Source organism: Collinsella sp. OM07-12 (assembly GCF_003438275.1).
Taxonomy (GTDB): Bacteria; Actinomycetota; Coriobacteriia; order Coriobacteriales; family Coriobacteriaceae; genus Collinsella.
In genome coordinates this window covers 55,758-76,373 of record NZ_QSTQ01000011.1, presented here as the reverse complement: position 1 = coordinate 76,373, position 20,616 = coordinate 55,758, and the positions used below count along the sequence as shown (strand labels likewise).

The following is a 20,616-nucleotide window of genomic DNA, read 5'->3' as shown; positions in this document are numbered from 1 at the left end:
TATTTGCTCAATGTGTTCGGCTGAGATCGGAAATCAACCCCGAATGGACTTTTTTTGACCGTTTGCCCAACGGAATCGACCCGTTGGGGAAAATAACTTGACGTTTGGACACTTCTCGTGCTTACAAAGCTGGCGATAAAGCTATATCTGCATGAACGGGTTCTGCATGAGCTCGCGCGCCATGGTGGTCGAATCACCATGACCCGTCAGGCAAACGGTATCGGCCGGAAGCAGCCGGGCGAGCTTGGAGAGCGAGCGCAGAATCGCAGCCTCGTCTCCGCCGGAAAGGTCGGTACGGCCGCGGCTGCCCGGGAATAGCGTGTCGCCAACAAAGGCGATGCTTCCCTGCTCGGTGGCGGCGAACAAAACAATGCCACCCGGTGTGTGCCCGGGCGTCTCGATCACCTGCAGGCAGATATCGCCCACCTCAATAGCATCGCCCTCGGCGAGCAGGCGCGTCGGCTCCCCGGGGTCGGGCGTCTCAATGCCCCACATAGCTCGCTGTTCCTCGATATTCGCATACGGCACCGCCACATCCTTAGCACACAGCTCATACTGGCAGCCCTCGCCAACGGCGGTTCGTACGCCGGCAACACCACCAACATGATCGGCATGGCCATGAGTGCATACGGCTCCAAGCACGCGTACACCGGGATGCTCGGCTCGAATATGCTCCACCAGGCGCTCGCCTTCCCATGCGGGGTCGATAATCACGCACTCATTGTCCGAAATAACAGCATAGCTGTTGGTCTGAATGGGACCGTTTACGAGCGTCTCGATCTCGACCGATCCTTTGGGAGTTAAATCCAAGGACGCAGCGCTCATATCCCTCTCCTCTCTATAGAACTCGAGGCATCAAACGATGCCTCGAGTGTAGCGAATATCGATAATGTGGCACGTTCGTCGCGACTAAACGCGGCGCTTGAGCTGAGCTCCACCCTCGCCAGGCATCAAACGACGTGCATCGTAGACCGAGTCGACGCTGCTAATCGATGCCAGCAGCGGATCCAGACCACTCGCGTCCGAGATCTCGACCATAAAGCGCAGGGTTGCAATACCCTCGCGGTTGGTCGACGTGGCAGCAGAAAGGATATTGCCGCCCGCATCGCCAATGGCAATGGTGACATCCTTGAGCAGGCCCATGCGGTCCAGACACTCGACCACGATCTCGACCTGGAAGAGGGTGTCGGCAGCGCCGTCCCACTCTACATCAATCATGCGCTCGGGGTGCTCCATAAGGCCCTTGACGTTGGGGCAGTTGGCGCGATGCACCGAGACGCCTCGGCCGCGCGTGATGAAGCCGACGATGTCGTCGCCCGTCACCGGATTGCAGCAATGCGCCAAACGGACCAGCAGACCGCTGTTGCTCTCGCCCTTGACGATAATGCCGTTGCTGGCGCTCTTGCCGCGCTTTTGCGGCTTGCGGTTGGAGCCGCGGGCAGGCTGCTTGACGACCTCGGCAATGGCCTCGGCCTTGGTGAGCTGCTCCTCGGGCTTGGGGTCCAAGATTTGCTCGACCTTATTGCCCACGGCACGTGGGGCGACTTTGCCCGCCCCAACGGCTGCGAACAGGTCCTCGAGCTGCTTGTAGTTAAACTGCTCCGCCACAGCATTGAGCGCACGCGTGGAACGCGGCGTAGAGATGCCATAGCCGCGCTTGCGCAGGTCCTTGGCCAGTATATCGCGGCCGGCTGCAGCGTCATCGTCTTTGGTCGCGGCAGCGAAGTAACGGCGAATCTTTGACTTGGCAGAAGGCGTCTTGACGATCTTGAGCCAATCGCGCGACGGCTTGGAACTCTTGTTGGTCAGAATCTCGACACGGTCGCCCGTCTTGATTTCGTGCGTGAGCGGCGCCACCGCACCGTTGATCTTGGCACCGACGCAGTGGTTACCGACCTCGGTATGGACGGCGTAGGCAAAGTCGAGCGGCGTAGAGCCGGCGCGAAGCGCCATGACCTCGCCCTTGGGCGTAAAGACAAAAATCTCCTGATCGAACAGGTCAACCTTCAGCGAATGCAGATATTCCTTGGCGTCGGTGATCTCGTCAGACGCCGCCCAGTCGAGTGAGTGCTTGAGCCAGTTAATCTGATCATCCAGACGCTGGGCGTCGTTGGTCTTGGAGGCAGACGATCCGCCCGACTTCTTGTACAGCCAGTGGGCGGCGATGCCGTACTCGGCCTGCTCGTGCATCTCGTAGGTTCGAATCTGAATCTCGAGCGGACGGGCCGTGGGGCCGATAACCGTCGTATGGAGCGACTGATAGTTATTGACCTTGGGCATGGCGATATAGTCTTTAAAGCGCCCGGGCATGGGGTGCCACAGCGTATGCACCGCGCCGAGCGTGGAGTAGCAATCGCGCACCGAATGCGTGATGACGCGCAGTGCCACCAGGTCGTAGATCTCGGAGAATTCCTTGCCCTTGCGCTTCATCTTTTGGTAGATGGACCAATAGTGCTTGGAGCGGCCATTAATCTGGAAACCCTCCAGGCCAATGCGGTTGAGCTCGTCGGTGAGCGTCTTGATGGTCTCGGCCAGATAGCGCTCGCGAACCTCGCGCGACTCCGCCACCATGCGCGCGATGCGCTGGTAGGCGTCGGGCTCAAGGTAGAAGAAGGACAGGTCCTCGAGCTCCCACTTGATAGAGCTCATGCCCAGGCGGTCGGCCAGAGGCGCGTATACGTCCATGGTCTCGCGCGCCTTAAACAGGCGGCGGTCCTCGCGCAGGGCGGCAAGCGTGCGCATGTTATGCAGGCGGTCGGCGAGCTTGACGATGATGACGCGAATATCCTTGGACATGGCAAGGAACATCTTGCGCAGCGTAAGCGCCTGCTTCTCGTCCATGCTGTCGACTTCGATGTTGGTGAGCTTGGTCACGCCGTCGACGAGCTCGGCCACCGTATCGCCAAACAGGCCGGAAACATCGGTAAGCGAGGTCTCGGTATCCTCGACGGTATCGTGCAGCAGCGCGGCGCACACCACATCGCAGTCCATCTTAAGATCGGCCAAAATGATGGCAACCTCGACGGGATGGTTGATGTACATCTCGCCCGAGCGGCGCTTTTGGTTGCAGTGCTTCTCGGCAGCAAAGCAATAGGCCTGCTCCACCTTGGAGAAGTCATCCTCATTCATATATTTGAGGCACAGGCGCTCCAGCTTGTCGTAGCTGTCCGCCATAATCTCGGGCGGCAGCTCATCGGCATGCTTATAGTGCTCCATCTCAGAAAAAGGCTGGAGGGTGGAATCATGGGCGGTACGGGCTGCGGCATCCATCGAGGTCCCCTTCCCCTAGGCCCGTGGTACGATCGGGCGGTTAACTTTGGCTAGCATATCAGAAGCACACGAATCGAGCGCCCAGCTCCGGAAAGCCGAGAACTCCATGCGCGAGCGCAAGCCCTCCAAATAGCGAATTGACCTGCTCAATTGCACGCGGCCAGGGTTTTCGGCCATCGCGATGCGACGGGTGTCGTCAAACCCCGAAACGCGACAGAAACCAAGCTCTTCGAAGATTCCCAGGCCGCTTTCCACCGAGCGCTCATCGACCGGCGTGCGCGCGTCGATTGCAAGGCACATCTGCGCAATGTCGATATCGCTTGCGCAGAATGAATCGTCCCCCGTCTTGCCGCGGTTGGAGCGCCACATGGTCTGCAGCGCTCGATAGAGCGTGACGAGCTCATCGCGTTCGGGCGCGTAGCAATCGAGTAGGCGCTCGTTAATACGGGCGTCACGCGACGAATAGAGCAGATGAATCACAGCGGGCTGTCCGTCACGACCGGCACGGCCGCTCATCTGGTTAAACTCAATCGCGCCAAACGGCATATGGTAGAGCACGACATGTCGGATATCGGGCAGGTTCACGCCCTCACCGAAGGCCGAGGTCGAGACGATGCAGCTGAGGCTGCCATCTCGAAACGCCTCCTCGACGCGGCGGCGATCGGAACGCGCGAGCCCGGCGTTATAGAACGCGATATGGGTCGCACAGTCTGGCACGCGCTTGCGCAGCGTCTTGGCAAGTGCCACGGACTGGTCGCGCGAATTGACGTAGATAACGGTCTTCTCCCCCGTCGCCACAATCGACACCAGGCGATTTTCGCGGCTTGCGAGGTCGCGATCGTCCTCGAGTTGCAGGTTCTCGCGCACGGTCTCGTCAACCACCGTGCTGGTAATGGGCAATACGCGAGCGAGCTCTGCCACGACCGGAGCCGTCGCGGTAGCCGTTGCCGCCATGACAACGGGATCGCCTAGCGCTTTGAGAATATCGGGCATGTCGAGGTACGCGCTCCGGTCGCCACCTTTGGCAAGACCGGCATGATGCGCCTCATCGATAACGACAAAACCGATGCGCCCCGAACGCGCAAAGCGATCGCGGTGAATGGACAGGAACTCGGGCGTCGTGAGCACGATGCCGGTGCGGCCCGAAGCCAAACCGGCAAACACGTCATCGCGCGCCGCCTCCACGGTCTCGCCGGTCAGCACGCCAACACCAATGCCAAGCGCTGCCATCGTCGAAGAAAGGTGATAGGCCTGGTCGGCAACGAGCGCACGCAGCGGATAGACAAAGATGCTCGCACGTCCGCGAAGCACCGCCTCACGCGCGGCATGTACATGGAAGATGAGAGACTTGCCGCGGCCCGTTCCCATAACGGCCAAGACGCTCTTGTGGTCGGCCAAGGCATCGAGTGCCTCAACCTGTGCGCGGTGCGGCTGGTTCGATCCGATAAAGCTGTGAATGAGCGAGCGCGTGAGCTCGGTATAGGAAAGCTGGGCAAGCGTCTCGCGCTTACGCGACTCCAGGCGCGGGCCTAAGTCCGCCGGCCGCACGCCACGACGAAGCTCGCACGCCGGATCGTCGATATTGGGCGCCGTGGTATCGCGCACCAAGACATCTTTGATCATGAGCTTGGGCTTCACGCGTCCCTGCCAATGCTCGGCCACGGCCTCGAACACCAAATCGACGGCGCTATCGCAATTGATGAGCTTATCGATCTGCGGCACGCGGAACATAATAGCCGGCACACTCGCGGCGCCATCGGTCGCCACGAAGCGCATGTGCTCGCCGGTTTTGCCCACCACGGCGCGATCGCACATTGTCACGCCCTCGGCCGCCAACAGCGGCACCTTGTTGCCCTGGCCAAACGGCTCAAGACGGGAGATCTGCTCGATGGTCTCAATATTCAGCTCGGAGAGGTCAACGGTGGCGGCAACCTCGTCGGTGTCCTCAAAGTCCTCGGCGGGAAGCTCGGACAGCACGGCGGAAAGGCGACGACGGAACTCGTCGAGCTTGGATGCCTCGATGGTCACGCCCACCGCACCGGCATGCCCGCCGCGACGAATCAGCAGGTCGGAGCAACGCTCGACGGCGTCGAACAGGTTGACCTTGCCCACCGAGCGACCCGAACCGCGAGCGATACCGTCTTCGATCGAGAACAGCAGCGCCGGCACGTGATAACGGTTGGTCAGACGGCTCGCTACGATACCCTTGACGCCCTCGTGCCAGCCCTCGCCGCCCACGACGATCGCGCGACCGCCGTCATAAGTCTCCTCGACCTTCGCCATGGCATCGCGTGTAAGCTCCGCCTCGATCTCGCGGCGTTGGCGATTGATTTCCTCGAGCTCGGCGGCAAGCGCACTCGCTTCGATGGGGTCGCGGGCAAGCAGCAGGTCGAGCGCCAGCTTGGGATCAGCCATGCGGCCGGCAGCATTCAGACGAGGGATGAGCGAAAACGACAGGCCATCGGCCGTAATGCTAGAGAGGTCGGCCTTGGCGAGCGCTGCCAGCGCGATGTAGCCGGGACGAGCCGTCACGCGCATCTGTTGGATGCCCTCGGCGACCAGTGCGCGGTTCTCGGGCGTCAGCGGCATCATGTCGGACACGGTGCCAAGCGCCGCAACCTCGATCAGCGAACGCCAATACGACGGTTTGCCCAAACGCTCGCCCAGGACTTGCACCAGCTTGAGCGCCACACCGGCACCGGCAAGCTCGCGCGAGGGGCCCTCGTTCTCAAGCTTAGGGTCGGTCAGGGGCACGCCCTGCGGCACCTGATCGGAGGGCTCGTGATGGTCCGTGACCACCAGGTCGATTCCCAGGCTCTCCAGATAGGAGACCTCCTCCTTCGCCGCGATACCGTTATCAACGGTCACGATCAGATTGGGTTGGGCGAGCTCGTTGACGCGGTCGAGCGCCGCGCGCGAAAGGCCATATCCCTCGTCAAAGCGGTGCGGGATGAATGGTGTGACATTGGCGCCAAACGTGCGGAGTGCCTCGGTCAACAGGCAGGTCGACGTAATACCGTCAACGTCAAAATCGCCAAAGACCGCGATGCGCTCGCGGTTACGAATAGCACGCTCGACGCGGTCAGCGACGACCGCCATGCCCGGAATAACGAGCGGGTCCGCCCAGTCGCGATCGAGCGAAGGCGTCAAAAACAGCTGGCCTTCCTCGATGGATGTAATGCCGTGCGCAACCATAATGCGCGCCACCAGCCCGGGTATGCCCAGGCCAGCCGAAAGCTCCTTTTCGAGCTCGAGGTTTTGCCGAGCGACCGCCCAGCGATGCGTCGTCTTAAGCGATGACATAGGCGCCCACCCCCGATAGGGGCAGGTCGCCGCGATACCTCTCACGGTTCATAGCGATGAGTCCTCTGTGTATACCCGCTTCGGCAGGCAGATCTATTGAACGGATTTATTATACCGTGCAGCGCGGACGCACAACGTCCAGCACGCCGCGGTTTCGATAAACGAGGGCGGTAATAGCCTCGAAATATTCGAGCGTTTCTGACGCACAGACGCATGCGAGCGTCTAGCATATCCATTCAAAACGAATTCACGAGCAAAGGGAGTCACAAGAGCATATGAAGCAATGGGTTGGACTGGGCAAGTTTCTCGCGGGGCACATGCAGGTCATCGTTCCGATTTGCGTGACGCTCGGCGTGCTCTTTCCCCAGCAGATCGGCGTGCTCAAGCCCATCGTTCCCGCCCTGTTTGCCTTTATGACGTTCCAAGGTGCGCTCAGCAACACCTTTCACCAGGTGGCCGAGGCGTTCCGCCGTCCCCTACATTTGATTTTGGCGTTATTTGTCTCGGCCGTGCTCATCCCCATCGCGGCGTATGCCATGAGCTCACTGTTCTTTGGTTCCAACCCAAACCTTGTCTGCGGCATCGTGCTCGAGTACAGCGTACCCGTGGCAGTCACCGCCTTTATGTGGATTAGCATGTTCGGCGGCAACGGCCCGCTCGCACTCACCATCATCCTGACGTCTTCGGTTATATCACCCGTCACGATTCCGCTCACGCTTAAGCTCCTACTGGGCGCCACCGTTGCAATCGATGTTCCGGGCATGATGCAGAACATGGCCTTTATGATCGCCATCCCCGCCGTGCTCGGCATCGTGATCAACGAGTTCACGCGCGGATGGGGACACGAGAAACTCTCCCCCGCGCTTTCGCCCGCCTGCAAGTTCATGATGATGGGTGTCATCGCCTCCAACTCCACCGCCATGAGCGAGTACGTGCTGCACATGAATGCGGTGCGCCTGGAAGTCGCCCTCTTTATTTTGACCTTCGCCATCAGCGGCTTTGTCGTCGGCATTCTGGTCGCCCGCGCGTTGCACCTGCCGTATAGCGAGACGACCACCATGTGCTTTACCTGCGGCATGCGCAATATCTCTTCGGGCGCCGTCATCGCCACGCAGTATTTTCCCGGCGAGGTCGTGTTTCCCGTCATGTGCGGAACGCTGTTTCAGCAGGTGCTCGCCTCGGTTATCGGACATCTCTTTGAGCGACTGACCGGCGAGGAGCGCGCCGCCCAGCGCAAGCGCGTCGAGGCCGGCCGCGACGCCATGGCACGCTAGTTTGTCCGCTTTGTTCGAGCGCTCCCCTTGTTACTCAAGCGCCATGGGATGAACACGCAGCCAGCGCGGGCTACGCCTCCAGCGGCACGATCTTGGTGCCATGAAGCTCGGGGACGCCTAGCGCTGCCGCGACCGCGTCGCGATTTGCCGTAGTGATGCCGCCGCCGGGAAGGATGGTCAAACGATCACCCGCATACTCGATTAAACGAGCCAGGTGATCGAAATTATCCTCGATCGACGTACCGGCCGCGCCGCCATGCGTGAGGATGCGCGTAACGCCGCAGTCGGCAAGTGTATCAATCGCATCGAGTTGAGCCTCGGGCGAGAGCTGGTCAAATGCCATGTGGAAGGTGATGTCAAGGGACTCGCGCTTGCATTCCTCGGTCGCACACCCCGCGGCCATAACGAGGGCGCCGAGCGTAAGCTCGTCAAGCGCCCATCCGCCGGCACAAGGCTTGCAGCAGCCAAAGACCAAGCCGTCGGCGCCGGCGCTCACGGCAAGGCCCAAGTCCATCTCCATCATGCGCAGCTCGTCCTGGTTGTAGTGAAAGTCGCCGCCACGCGGGCGAATCATGCACATCACTCGCGCGTCATGCTCGTGAGCATAGCTGACCGTAGCGCTGATAACGCCGGCCGAGGGCGTGGTACCACCGACGGCAAGGTTATCGCACAGCTCGATGCGCTTTGCACCGGCATCGATAGCCGCCGGCACCCGCTCAAAGTTCTCAGCACAAAACTCGTATAGCATAGATAGCCCCCAGGAGACATTTCGATTTCCACACGGCATTGTCGCACGTTAAATAGCAACCCGCACGATGGAACAAAACCTTGACAAGGAGTGTCCCAAAGTGCCGGCACATAAGGAACGTCCCCAGATGCCACCTTGAGCGATGGGTACTCATTTAAGTACGTCCCCAATGAGTACCCGCAGGGGACAGACAGACCGGACTCCCTATACGACAACTGTTGACATCATATACTATGTGTCATATAGTAGGTGTTACACAGTATACTACGAAAGGAGGTGTGCGGATGGAGGCACAGATGAAGCGCGGCTTCCTCGAGGCCTGCGTGCTCGCGGCCGTCTCGGGCGAGGAATCCTACGGCTATCAGATCGTGAAGGACGTGCCCGCGAGTATGGGGCTCACGGAATCCACGCTCTATCCGTTGCTCAAGCGCCTGGAGAAGGCGGGCTGCATCACCGCGCGCTCCGCCGAACACAACGGGCGGCTGCGGAGGTACTACCGCATCACGGACGCCGGGCGCGAGCGTATCGCCGAGTTCCTCGCCGAATGGCCATCCGTGCAGGAGATCTACCGTTACGTGGAGGGGGCGCACCATGACGCGCGATGAGTTCTTGAACCGGCTGGGCGAGCTTCTGGCCTGCCTGCCGGCAGATCAGGTAAAGGAAACGCAGGAGTTCTACGCGGAGGCCATCGCCGACCGTATGGAGGACGGCATGACGGAGGCCGAGGCTGTGGCCGCCATGGGCACGCCCGGTGAGGTCGCCGAGGCAACGCTCGACGAACTACCCGCCGTGCCGCGCGCGATCGCGAGGACCAAGCGCAAGAGCACGGCACTTCTATGGGCGCTCGCCATCGCGGGCTCTCCGGTATGGATTCCGCTGCTGCTCGCGTTCGTCGCCGTTGCCGCTGCAGTCTACATCTGTATTTGGGTTCTTGCGCTCTGCGTGTGGATCGTGGCCGCGGCATTCGGGGGCGCGGGCCTGGTAGGGCTCCTGTTCGCCGTGGACGGCATCATTATCGGGCATGTTCCGTACGTTTTGGCCTCGATGGGAATGGGATTCGCTTCCATCGGTGTGGCGCTCCTCACGGGAGCCGGCGCCTGGACGGCGTCCAGGCAGATCGCGCGCCTCTCTGCCCTTTGGGCGAAGAAAGCCGTTTCGCCCTTCTGGAAAGATCGGGGCAATAAGAGCCGCATGGGCGCTGAAGCGGCGCCGCTCACGGCATAGGAAGGAGTGCAACCATGTCCAGCGTAAAAAAGATTTACCTTGCCGTAGCGGGTGGGCTTGTTGCCACGGGGCTCGTCCTGGCTGCTATCGGATTTGTGGCCTCCGGCTTTAACCTCGCTGTGTTCAACACGCAGATCGACCTGCGCGATGACACCATCATTCTGGGTGGTGTTGAAATGGACGACCCGACAGGGCTTCCACTCATCGAGCAGCTTGCCGAGGTTGGCGAGATCCATATTGGGTCTGCAACGGCTGGTTCGTCTTCTACTCGCAAATGATCGAGCTCGTAGCAGCCATCCCCCTTCGGGCACACCACGACGGGCGTGAGCACGCCGCACTCGGAGCCTTTTGACCTAGTCATTGGGGACGTTCTCAAACGACTAGTCATTCAAGAACGTCCCCAACGACTACCCCCAACGTCGATGTTTTGGCAACGACAGCGAAAACCCGCCAGAGCGAGCAAGGTGCCTTGAAACAAGGCGGCATTGACCTTCTGGTCATGCCGCCGAAGTTGAAAGGCAGATTGCCGCTCTGGCGGACTTGCAGCGTCGAGCCGTTACGCGGTTTGGTAAAACCGCGTAACTAGTTAGCCGCCCAGGTAAGCCTTGCGGACGTTGTCGTCGTGCAGGAGCTCTTGGCCGGTGCCGGTCATGGTGATCTTGCCGGTCTCGAGCACGTAGCCGCGCGTGGCGATGGAAAGCGCCATCTGCGCGTTCTGCTCGACCAGGAGCACCGTGGTGCCGGCCTTGTGCAGGTCCTCGACAATCTGGAAGATCTGCTCGATCAGAATCGGTGCCAGGCCCATGGAGGGCTCGTCGAGCATGAGCAGCTTGGGGTTGCTCATAAGGGCGCGGCCCATAACGAGCATCTGCTGCTCGCCACCCGAAAGGGTGCCGGCAACCTGGCGGCGGCGCTCCTTAAGGCGCGGGAACTGCTCGTAGACGCGCTCAAGACCCGGAGCCACCGTGGACTTGGGCTGCGTATAGGCGCCCATCTCCAGGTTTTCCTCAACCGTCATCTGCAAAAAGGCGCGACGGCCCTCGGGAACCTGAGCCAGACCCTTGCTCACCAGTTTATCGGCGGGCGTATGGGTAATGTCCTCGCCCATAAACTTGATGGAACCGGTCTTGGAGCGCAGCAGGCCCGAGACGGTCTTAAGCGTCGTGGACTTGCCGGCGCCGTTGGCGCCGATCAGGGCCACGATCTCGCCCTCGTTGACGTTAAAGGAGATGTCCTTGATGGCGTGGATGGCGCCGTACCAGACGTTGATGTTGTAGACGGAAAGCATCGGCTCTGCCATTTAGTTCTCCCCCTTATCCTGCTTGCCCAGATACGCCTCGATAACGGCGTCGTTGTTCTGGATTTCCTCGGCCGTGCCCTTGGCGATGACCTTACCAAAGTTGAGCACGCAGATGCCCTCGCAGATGTTCATGACGAGCGACATATCGTGCTCGATGAGCATGATGGCGATGCCGAAGGTGTCACGGATCTTGACGATATTCGCCATGAGCTCCGCGGTCTCGGACGGGTTCATGCCGGCGGCAGGCTCGTCGAGCAGCAGCAGCTTAGGGTTGGTAGCAAGCGCGCGGACGATCTCCAGACGACGCTGGGCGCCATAAGGCAGCGAGCCAGCCTGCTCGTTTGCCAGATGCTCCATATCAAAAATGGACAGCAGCTCCATAGCGCGCTCATGGGCGGCCTTCTCATGCTTCCAATACGTCGGCAGGCGCAGCACGCCCTCAAAACCGGAGTAGCGCTCCTGGTTGTGCAGGCCGACCTTAACGTTGTCCTCCACCGTCATGGTGTTGAACAGGCGGATGTTCTGGAAGGTACGGGCGATGCCCATGCGGTTGACCTGGTAGACGGACTTACCCGAGGTATCCTCGCCGTCGAGCAGGATGGTGCCGTGCGTGGGCTGGTACACCTTGGTAAGCAAGTTGAAGACCGTGGTCTTACCGGCGCCGTTGGGGCCGATCAGACCGGCGATCTCGGTCTTGCCAATGGTCAGGCTAAAGTCGTCGACCGCCTTAAGGCCGCCAAACTCAATGCCCAAGTGGATGCACTCGAGCGCCGGGCGCTGGCCCAGGTCGCGGTCGGGAACGATGGCGCCAGAAGGATACGGGACCATCTTGCCCTTGTTGAACTCAAACTTACTGGGCATCGGCTGCCACCTCCTTCTTGGGAGCAAAGCGGTCCTTAACGCGACCGAAGAACGCCTTGAGCTGCGGGTTGTTGGTAAAGACCATGACCAGGATCAAAACGATGGCATAGATGAGCATGCGATAGTCCGAGAACTGACGGAGCAGTTCGGGAAGCACCGTGAGCAGCGCCGCCGCGATGACAGAACCGCGCATGTTGCCCAGGCCGCCCAAGACCACGAACACCAGAATGAGGATGGACGTGTTGAAGTCAAACTTGGTGGCGGAGAGCTGCGAGAAGTTACCGCCGAACAGGGCGCCTGCAGCACCGGCGAGGGCGGCAGAAACCACGAAGGCGATCATGCGGTACTGGGTGACGGAGATGCCTACGGACTCGGCAGCGATCTTGTTGTCGCGCACGGCCATGATGGCACGGCCGGTACGGCTACGGACCAGATTGAGCACGATCACGAGCGCGATCATGACCAGGATGGCACCGGCAAGGAAGGTCGAGTAGGTCGACACGCCCGACGCGCCCTGGGCGCCCTTGATGATGGCGGTGCCGTCCTCGAGCAGATGAAGGTCGTCGATCGTGGAGTTGCCCGTGATGTTAAAGATCACGTGAAGGCCGCGGGAATCGACGCCCACGATAAGGCAGGTGACGATCTCTTTGATGATTTCGCCGAAGGCCAGGGTCACGATGGCCAGGTAGTCGCCGCTCAGGCGAAGAACCGGGATACCGATCAGGAAGCCCATAATGGCAGCAGCGACAGCGCCGACCACGATGCTGATGATAAGACGCACCGGATCGGAGGGAACGGCGCTCTCGAGGGCAACGGCGGTGACGATACCCGTATAGGCGCCGACACTCATAAAGCCCGCATGGCCCAGCGAAAGATCGCCCGCGATGCCGACGACGAGGTTAAGCGAGATGGCCATGACGATATAGGCCGTGATGGGAACCAGCTGACCGGCGATCATGCGCGGGATCATATGGTTGGACTGCATAAAGAACACGATGGCGAATGCCACGATGCACATGGCGTACGTGACAAAGTCGTGACGCGTCTGCTTGTCTTTAAGGAACTTCATAACGCTCACCTACACCTTCTCGGGGACGTACTTGCCCAAGAGGCCGGCAGGCTTGACGAGCAGGACGATGATCAGAACGCCAAAGACGATGGAGTTGGCAAGGCTCGTGGAAATGTAGGCCTGTGCCATTGCCTCGATGATGCCGATAAGAATGCCGCCGACAAAGGCGCCGGGGATGGAGCCGATGCCACCGAAGACGGCGGCGTCGAAGGCTTTGATGCCAGGCATGGCGCCCGTCGTGGGCTGCAGCACCGGCGAGTAGGAGCACAGCAGCACGCCGGCGATGGCGGCAAGGGCAGAGCCGATGGCAAACGTCATCGAGATGGTGCGGTTGACATTGATGCCCATGAGCTGAGCGGCGGCCTTGTCCTCGGACACGGCGCGCATGGCCTTGCCCATCTTGGTCTTGCCCGTAAAGAACACCAGACCGGCCATGATAATCAGGCAAGCGACGATGGTGACGAGCGAGACAGCGCTCACGTTATACTTGGCCAAGAACTCCGGCACCGGGAAGGTGACGAGCGAAGTAAAGTTCTTGGGCGTGGCGCCCCACAGAAGCTGGGCGGCATTCTGCAAGAAATAGGACACGCCGATAGCCGTGATCAGAACGGCCAGCGGGCCTGCCTGGCGCAGCGGCTTATAGGCCAGGCCCTCGATGAGAACACCGAGAACCGTGCAGACCGCACAAGAGAGAATTACAGAAGCCCAGCCCGGGAGGCCGAGATACGACGTGGCGCAGAACGAGACATAGGCACCGACCATGATGACGTCGCCGTGAGCGAAGTTCAGCATCTTGGCGATACCGTAGACCATGGTGTAGCCCAACGCGATGATGGCGTAGACGCTGCCCATGGACAGGCCGTTGACCAGGTATTGGATAAAGACCGTCATGTTCCACATCCCCCTTTCGAATAGGTTTCCAGTTGATGTATGAAACAGGGACGTTACATCGTCCCTAGATACCAAGCAAGCAGGGAAGGCCAAAACCTCCCCTGCTTGGGATCAAAACCGCTCTATGTAAGGCGGTCTATTAGGCCTGTACGTACTTGCCGTCGGTGATGACGTACGCCGTGGGGTCCTTCTGGACCTGGCCCTTGTCATTCCAGGAAAGCTTGCCGGTCAGACCGTCAACGGTGATCTTGAGCATAGCCTCGGGCAGCTTCTCGGCGACCTCGGTGGGGTCGGCGTCGACGCCCAAGCCGGCCTCCTTAAGAGCCTCGACCACAGCGTGCACGCCGTCGTAGGCGTCGGCGGCAAACTGGTCGGGGGTATCGCCGTACTTATCCTTGTAGGCGTTAACGAAGTCGGCGTTCTTCTCGTCGTCGGCGGAGAACGGGGTCATGAGCAGCAGGCCCTCGGCAAGGGAGGTGTCGAAGCCCTCCACGCCCAGGATGCCGTCCATGCCGTCGCAGCCCATCATCTTGACGTCGTAGCCCATGTCCTTGGCGTTCTTGAGCAGGACGGACGCCGGCGTGTAGTAGATCGGCGCGAAGATCATGGTGGCGCCGGCCTGCTTGGCCTTGGTCAGCTGGTTGGTAAAGCTCGTTGCGGAGTCGTCCTTAAAGGTCTCCTCGTCAACGATCTCGAGCTTGGACTCAGCGGCCTGAGCCTTAAAGGAATCCGCGATACCCGAAGAATAGGCGTCGCCGGAGTTATAGAACAGAACGAACTTCTCGTCCGCATACTTCTGGGCCAGGAACTTGGCAGCGTTGACGCCCTGGTTGGGGTCGGTGAAGCAAACCTGGAAGACGCAATCCTTGCCGTCGGTAACGTCCTCGGAGGACGCGGACGGGGTGATCATGAACGTCTTGGGGTCGTTACCGCACTCGGCGGCAACGGCAACCGACGCACCCGTGGTGGTCGGGCCGACGAGGGCCTGCATGCCCCAGTCGAGCAGGGTATTGAAGGCGTTGACGGCCTTCTCGCCGTCGGCCTGGTCGTCCTCGGCCTTGCTGACAAGTGGCAGTTCCTTGGTCGAGAAATCCTTGCAGCCAAGCTCGACGCCCTGGGTAACGGACTTGCCGTAGGACGCGGCAGCACCGGTCAGCGGGCCGATGGTGCCGATCTTAAACGAGGCGTCGCTCGAAGCGGAACCGCTATCGCCGCCGTTGGAGGAGCAGCCAGCTAGAATAGACATCGCCCCCAGACCTGCTGCGCTCGCGATAACGCTCCTGCGATTCATAACAGGGTTCAATGACTTACCGGTGAGGCTCGACATGCGGCTCTCCTCTCAAATCTCGTCGGGTTTCGGTTACCCGACAGGCCATCCTTCGCCGTGTTCGGCGTTCGCAAAATAGTAGACGCTTTAGTTAGGAAAAGTGGCGATTATTTCAACTTTTCTTTTACCTCAGATTTTTATCCATATTTCTGCGTATTTTTGCCGCTTTATGCATATCTGCCACTTTATTGTGTAAAAGTAATGTTTCCATTCTGTTACAAGCATCCTCGCCCTGAATAAAAGAGCCTCACCGGTTGCGTTTTATACGCTCTTAGGCGGCGATGTACTTGCCGTCCTGAATCACATAGGCCGTAGCGGGCTTTTCGACCTGGCCCTCGTCGTTCCAGGTGAGCTCGCCGGTCAGGCCATCGATCTTGATCTTACGCATGGCCTTGGCAAGTTCGGCGGCAATGTCGGCACCGTCGGCCGTCGTATCGATGCCAGCCTTGTCGATGGCCTCGGCGATCGCGTGGACGCAGTCGTAGGCGTCGGCGGCAAACTGGTTGGGGGTCTCGTCGTACTCCTCCTTATATGCCTTGACAAAGTCGGCGTTCTTCTCGTCGTCGGCGGAGAAGGGCGTCATGAGCAGCACGCCCTCGGCAAGCGAGGTATCGAAGCCCTCCACAGAGAGCAGACCGTCCATGCCGTCGGTGCCCATGAGCGTCATGTCGTAGCCCATGTCCTTGGCGTTCTTGAGCAGGACGGACGCCGGCGTGTAGTAGATCGGCGCAAAGATGAGCGTGGCGCCGGCCTCCTTGGCCTTGGTCAGTTGATTGGTAAAGCTCGTGGAAGAGTCGTCCTTAAAGGTCTCGGTGTCGACGATATCGAGCTTGGACTCCTTGGCCTGCTCGGCAAAGGCGTCGGCAACGCCCGAGCTGTACGTATCGCCGGAGTTGTAGAACAGGGCGATCTTGGCGTCTGCGTACTTCTCGGCCAAAAACTTCGCGGCACTCGTGCCCATGGTGGGGTCGGTGAAGCAGACCTGGAAGACCGTGGTCTTGTCCTTGGTGACATCGAGCGACGAGGCGGAAGGCGTGACCATGAGCATGTCGTCGGCAATCTCACCCGAGACGGCAACGGCGGCACCGGTGGTGACGGGGCCGACGAGCGCCTGCATGCCCCAGTCGCACAGGGTATTGAAGGCGTTGATGGCTTTCTCGCCGTCGGCGACGTCGTCCTCGGACTTAAGCGAGAGCTTGAGGTCCTTGGTCGAGAAATCCTTTACGGCGAGCTTGGCGCCCTTCTCGACCGAGACGCCATAGGTGGCCGCGGCACCGGTCAGAGGACCGATGACGCCGATCTTGAAAGACTTGCCGTCATCGGCAGACCCATCGTCCGAGCCACCCGAGGAGCAGCCGGCAAGTGCGACGGTGCTGCCGAGCGCGGCGGCGCCGGCGAGGAAGTTCCTACGGCTGAGCGTGCTGTTGATGTTGAACATGGTGTCCCCCTTTTCGCTGGCCGCGGTGCGGCCGTCTTGCGGTACAGGGCAAACCTTATGGCCCAAACGTTGACAGTTTGTTACGGGAGTTCGTTTGTAGCGAGCGTGTTTCCAATATTTCCGCAGCGTTTCGGGGGTAGCGTTTTATGCGGCTCTTGTTGCCTGGCAAGCACGCGCCCTTGGTTCACGCTAGAATGCACTCAACCTTAACTGGTCAATCATCCATACAGATGCACGAAGGAGCTATCTATGAGCGAACCCCTGCGCACCGTGAACGTCGGCCTGATCGGCCTGGGAACCGTCGGCGGCGGCGTGGCCCGTCTGATCAAGAGCCACCACGATGAGTACCTGGCCGCCTACGGCATCGACCTTAAGCTGACCCGCGCCTGCGCGCTTGCCTGGGAGCAGGCCGAAGCCGCCGGTATTGAGCGCGAGGCCTTTACGAGCGACTGGCATGATGTCGTCACCGACCCCACCGTCGACATCGTCGTCGAGCTAATTGGCGGCGAGCATCCCGCAACCGAGATCTTCACCACGGCCTTTGAGAACGGCAAGCACGTCGTCTCCGCTAACAAGGCCCTGCTCGGCCGTCACGTCGAGACGCTCGCCGAGAAGGCGCGTGAGTGCGGCGTGCAGATCAAGTGCGAGGCCAGCTGCGGCGGCGGCATCCCCATCGTCAGCACGCTCGAGCACGACCTGGTGGGCAACAAGATCCTGACCATCGCCGGCATCCTCAACGGCACCACCAACTACATCCTGTCGCGCATGGACGCCGAGGGCGCCGATTACGCCGACGTGCTCGCCGACGCGCAGGCCAAGGGCTACGCCGAGGCCGACCCGTCCGCCGACGTCGACGGCTTCGATGCCGCCAGCAAGACGGCCATCCTCGCCTCCATCGGCTTTGGCACCCGCGTGACCACCGACGACGTCTACCAGCAGGGCATCCGTACCATCGGCGCCGAGGACATCGCCCAGGCCCGCGAGCTCGGCTACACCATTAAGCTGCTGGGCATCGCCCGCAACACCGATGCCGGCGTCGACGTCCGCGTGCACCCCACGCTAATCCCTGCCGACCACATGCTCGCCAAGGTCAACGGCGCCATGAACGCCGTCTACGTGGTGGGCGACGCTGTGGGCGAGACCATGTTCTACGGTGCCGGCGCTGGCTCCTTCCCCACCGCGAGCGCCGTCGTGGGCGATATCCTGTCGCTGTCCGAGCAGATCAGCCGCGGCGTGGCGCCGCTGCCCGAGATCGAGCCCTACGGCCACAACCTCGCCTTTAAGCCCATGGACGAGCTTCAGACCAAGTACTATGTGCGCTTGAAGGTTGCCGACCGCGTTGGTGCTCTGTCCGAGACGGTCGATATCTTCGCCAAGCACAACATCTCGATCTCGCTCATCAATCAGGTCGAGGATGGCAAGTCGGGCGTCACCGACACCTGCTCGGTCATCTTCCTGACGCACCGCGCGCTCGAGAAGGACGTTCAGGCTGCTGCCGCCGAGCTTGCAGGCGTCGACTGCGTGGCCGAGATCGCCAACGTCCTGCGTATTGAGGACGTCGAGGCCTGGACCGAAGGCGTTATGGCCAACTAGTCCGGCTCTCGCCATACGACATATATGTTTGAAGGGCTCCCGTCCGGTCTTGGACGGGAGCCTTTTTACTTGCGCGCTCGGGGCGCATGAGCGCGGCCAACGTTTGAACAACTTGACCGCTCGCTGACAACCGGGGGTACCGTTCACCGATAAGCGAACATGCCCGTTTTGGGCCGCCACTATGCTGTGCTGCGTATGTCCACACCCCCGAAGAATGGAGGCACCATGTTGCTCGAGGGTAAGAAAGCAATCATCACCGGAGGCACGCGCGGCATCGGCTATGCCATCGCCTGCCGTTTTATTGAGGAGGGCGCAGCCGTCACCGTCTTTGGCTCTCGCCAGGAGACCGCCGATGCCGCCGTCGAGAAGCTGACCGAAGCTTATCCCGAGGCCAAAGTCTGGGGCCGTTCCTGCGACCTCACCTCGCTCGAGGCCGTAACCGAGGCCTTTACCCAGGCAGCCGCCGACATGGGTGGCCTGGACACGGTCGTCAACAATGCCGGCATCTCCCAGCGCTCGCCGCTTCTGGAGTACACGGCCGAAGAGTTCGCCAAGGTCATGGACCTCAACGTCGTCGCCGTCTTTAACGGCCACCAGGCCGCTGCCAAGATTATGACCGAGGCAGGCCATGGCGGCACCATCACCACCACGAGCTCAATGGTCGCCAAGTACGGTCAGCCCTCCGGCGTCGGCTATCCCACGTCTAAGTTCGCCGTCAACGGTATGGTCCAGTCGCTCTCGCGTGAGCTCGCCCCCATGGGCATTCGCGTCAACGCCGTCGCCCCCGGCGTGACCAAGACCGATATGGTCGCCAACCTGCCCGAAGAGGTCATCAAGCCCATCATCGCCACCATTCCGCTCGGCCGCATGGGCGAGCCCGAGGACGTCGCCAACGCCTTCGTCTACCTGGCGAGCGACATGTCCTCCTACGTCACGGGCGCCGTACTCCCCGTCGACGGAGCCGCCCGCTCCTAAGGGTCACAGGCTTTTGCCCCAGCCTTCTACAGAGCCCTACGCAAAAGGCGCGCTGTCTGCATCGATTGCAGGCAGCGCGCCTTTTTGTGTTTGCAGGGGAAGCTGCGTCCCGGCATTTCAGCTCAGAACGGAACATAGTTCCCCCCAGAATCCCCTTGCGGAAACTACATCCCACTCCGTCCATTACGGGACACAGTTTCCCGAAGGGCAGTTGAGTCATGCCATCCTAATCAAAACGCGACCGTATTGCGCCCCTAAGATAACCAGCTCTCATGCTGGAACGAACGCATCATGCGGCGCGACCGCTCGCCGACATGCAATTTGTTGCACAGTAAAATCGACCAGTGGCACCTTTATCCTTTATTTAACGAATAAGGTCAAGGAAGGGAGAACATCATGCCAAGACGGCAAACACCGCTCGAGGTCATGTTCTCCCTGTTCAAGACTTCATTTACCCTGAGCCATCGCGCACTTGCTGAATTGTTACTATCCGATCTGCCGTTAACAAATGGACAGCCTACCGCCCAAATGGCACAGGACACCAGCTGGCTTTCGCGCACGATCGTGCACTCGCAGCCGGGCTCCCTAGAAGATCGCTACTTTGCCGACTGGTCCTGCGCATCGAATCAAATCCTGCACAAGCTACAGGAAAAAGGGTATTCTAACACCGACATCTATACCATGATTGCGGCAGCGACTGACGCGATGGCTCAAGCGCTCAGTGCCTGTGGGCGTAATGGGCTCCTTTACCGGAACGCTGCCTCGCGCCTCGTCGGCTGCCAGTCAGACAAAGATAACAGGGCTCTTATCTCAATCGCGCTCGTTGTCTCGACCGCCTGTTGGTGCGAACCGGCCCGTGCTATCGCGTACATCAGGGACCGCTTTGAATTCGCAGAGAATGTCAGGTCGTTTACCCCCTCAAGTATTTCTTTCTGCCCATGCGATTTAAAACAAACGGACACCGAACATGCGATCGGCCTTATCAGGATCGATAGCGGACTCGTCATCGGCGGCCCTTATGTCATTGAGCCTTCTGCCGTGGGCTCCATCATCGGAGCGCTCGCACTCGAAGACAGCGCTGTCACCGATGTTGGGCTGGATGTCTCCGCTAGGCATCTCCGTATCTTCGCCGAGAACAATGCTTGGTACGCACAAGACCTCGGTTCGACCAACGGCACGCATCTGATTCGAACAGCCGACAACAACGAACTCGACATCAGCTCCGGCGCACCCGCCCAGCTGTACCCCGGCGACATCCTGCGCCTGGGTCTCAGCACCACTTTTGCCGTCGTAGCAACGACGGCTATCTTAGCAAATCAACATTACTAACCATGGAAACAAGG

At 60.4% G+C, this 20,616-nt stretch carries 17 protein-coding genes; 7 read left to right on the top strand and 10 right to left on the bottom strand.

The features are described 5' to 3' along the window. Positions 1-141: 141 nt before the first annotated feature. From DXB98_RS05585 to recJ, 3 genes are all read right to left on the bottom strand, one after another. Positions 142-825: an MBL fold metallo-hydrolase gene (locus DXB98_RS05585; protein ID WP_117734496.1), complete on the bottom strand. Its 684-nt coding sequence runs from the start codon at positions 823-825 to the stop codon at positions 142-144. Positions 826-909: 84 nt separating this feature from the next. Next, on the bottom strand, positions 910-3,270 hold the full coding sequence (locus DXB98_RS05580; RefSeq protein WP_117734497.1) for a bifunctional (p)ppGpp synthetase/guanosine-3',5'-bis(diphosphate) 3'-pyrophosphohydrolase: 2,361 nt from the start codon (positions 3,268-3,270) through the stop codon (positions 910-912). Positions 3,271-3,285: 15 nt separating this feature from the next. Next, on the bottom strand, positions 3,286-6,573 hold the full coding sequence (gene recJ, locus DXB98_RS05575) for a single-stranded-DNA-specific exonuclease RecJ (protein ID WP_117734498.1): 3,288 nt from the start codon (positions 6,571-6,573) through the stop codon (positions 3,286-3,288). 275 nt (positions 6,574-6,848) lie between these two features. On the opposite strand from recJ, the gene DXB98_RS05570 reads away from it, so the two are divergent. After that, positions 6,849-7,847 (top strand): bile acid:sodium symporter family protein, encoded by a 999-nt coding sequence (locus tag DXB98_RS05570; protein WP_117734499.1) that lies wholly within the window; start codon positions 6,849-6,851, stop codon positions 7,845-7,847. A 70-nt stretch (positions 7,848-7,917) separates the two neighbouring features. On the opposite strand, the gene DXB98_RS05565 is transcribed toward DXB98_RS05570, so the two are convergent. After that, positions 7,918-8,595 (bottom strand): copper homeostasis protein CutC, encoded by a 678-nt coding sequence (locus DXB98_RS05565; RefSeq protein WP_117734500.1) that lies wholly within the window; start codon positions 8,593-8,595, stop codon positions 7,918-7,920. Positions 8,596-8,879: 284 nt separating this feature from the next. Between DXB98_RS05565 and DXB98_RS05560 the strand changes: the two genes are divergently transcribed. From DXB98_RS05560 to DXB98_RS05550, 3 genes are read left to right on the top strand one after another with little or no spacing between them, the layout of a single operon-like run. After that, entirely contained in the window at positions 8,880-9,200 is a 321-nt protein-coding gene (locus DXB98_RS05560; protein ID WP_187362357.1) for a PadR family transcriptional regulator, read from the top strand. Continuing rightward, positions 9,187-9,819, top strand: coding sequence for a DUF1700 domain-containing protein (locus tag DXB98_RS05555; RefSeq protein WP_117734501.1), 633 nt, complete (start codon positions 9,187-9,189; stop codon positions 9,817-9,819). Before DXB98_RS05560 ends, DXB98_RS05555 begins: the two co-directional genes overlap by 14 nt. A gap of 14 nt (positions 9,820-9,833) precedes the next feature. After that, complete coding sequence (locus DXB98_RS05550) at positions 9,834-10,097, top strand: hypothetical protein (RefSeq protein WP_117734502.1); 264 nt, start codon at positions 9,834-9,836, stop codon at positions 10,095-10,097. A 308-nt stretch (positions 10,098-10,405) separates the two neighbouring features. On the opposite strand, the gene DXB98_RS05545 is transcribed toward DXB98_RS05550, so the two are convergent. The 6 genes from DXB98_RS05545 to DXB98_RS05520 form a co-directional block, all read right to left on the bottom strand. Then, complete coding sequence (locus DXB98_RS05545) at positions 10,406-11,107, bottom strand: ABC transporter ATP-binding protein (RefSeq protein ID WP_117734727.1); 702 nt, start codon at positions 11,105-11,107, stop codon at positions 10,406-10,408. Between the two features lie 12 nt (positions 11,108-11,119). Beyond that, positions 11,120-11,980, bottom strand: a complete 861-nt coding sequence (locus DXB98_RS05540) for an ABC transporter ATP-binding protein (RefSeq protein WP_006234439.1) — start codon at positions 11,978-11,980, stop codon at positions 11,120-11,122. Next, on the bottom strand, positions 11,970-13,049 hold the full coding sequence (locus tag DXB98_RS05535) for a branched-chain amino acid ABC transporter permease (protein ID WP_117734503.1): 1,080 nt from the start codon (positions 13,047-13,049) through the stop codon (positions 11,970-11,972). Before DXB98_RS05535 ends, DXB98_RS05540 begins: the two co-directional genes overlap by 11 nt. Positions 13,050-13,058: 9 nt before the next feature. After that, positions 13,059-13,940 carry a branched-chain amino acid ABC transporter permease gene (locus tag DXB98_RS05530; protein WP_117734504.1) on the bottom strand — a complete coding sequence of 294 codons (882 nt, stop codon included), beginning with the start codon at positions 13,938-13,940 and terminating at the stop codon, positions 13,059-13,061. 139 nt (positions 13,941-14,079) lie between these two features. Beyond that, a complete protein-coding gene (locus DXB98_RS05525) occupies positions 14,080-15,267 on the bottom strand; it encodes an ABC transporter substrate-binding protein (RefSeq protein ID WP_117734505.1) in 1,188 nt (395 codons plus the stop codon). A gap of 271 nt (positions 15,268-15,538) precedes the next feature. After that, positions 15,539-16,705 (bottom strand): ABC transporter substrate-binding protein, encoded by a 1,167-nt coding sequence (locus DXB98_RS05520; RefSeq protein ID WP_117734506.1) that lies wholly within the window; start codon positions 16,703-16,705, stop codon positions 15,539-15,541. A 249-nt stretch (positions 16,706-16,954) separates the two neighbouring features. On the opposite strand from DXB98_RS05520, the gene DXB98_RS05515 reads away from it, so the two are divergent. From DXB98_RS05515 to DXB98_RS05505, 3 genes are all read left to right on the top strand, one after another. Then, positions 16,955-18,298 carry a homoserine dehydrogenase gene (locus tag DXB98_RS05515; protein WP_117743424.1) on the top strand — a complete coding sequence of 448 codons (1,344 nt, stop codon included), beginning with the start codon at positions 16,955-16,957 and terminating at the stop codon, positions 18,296-18,298. Positions 18,299-18,523: 225 nt separating this feature from the next. Then, positions 18,524-19,273 carry an SDR family NAD(P)-dependent oxidoreductase gene (locus DXB98_RS05510; protein ID WP_117743423.1) on the top strand — a complete coding sequence of 250 codons (750 nt, stop codon included), beginning with the start codon at positions 18,524-18,526 and terminating at the stop codon, positions 19,271-19,273. Between the two features lie 396 nt (positions 19,274-19,669). After that, the gene (locus DXB98_RS05505; protein ID WP_117743422.1) at positions 19,670-20,602 is read left to right on the top strand and encodes an FHA domain-containing protein; all 933 of its coding nucleotides are present in this window, start codon (positions 19,670-19,672) and stop codon (positions 20,600-20,602) included. The last annotated feature ends 14 nt before the right edge of the window (positions 20,603-20,616 follow it).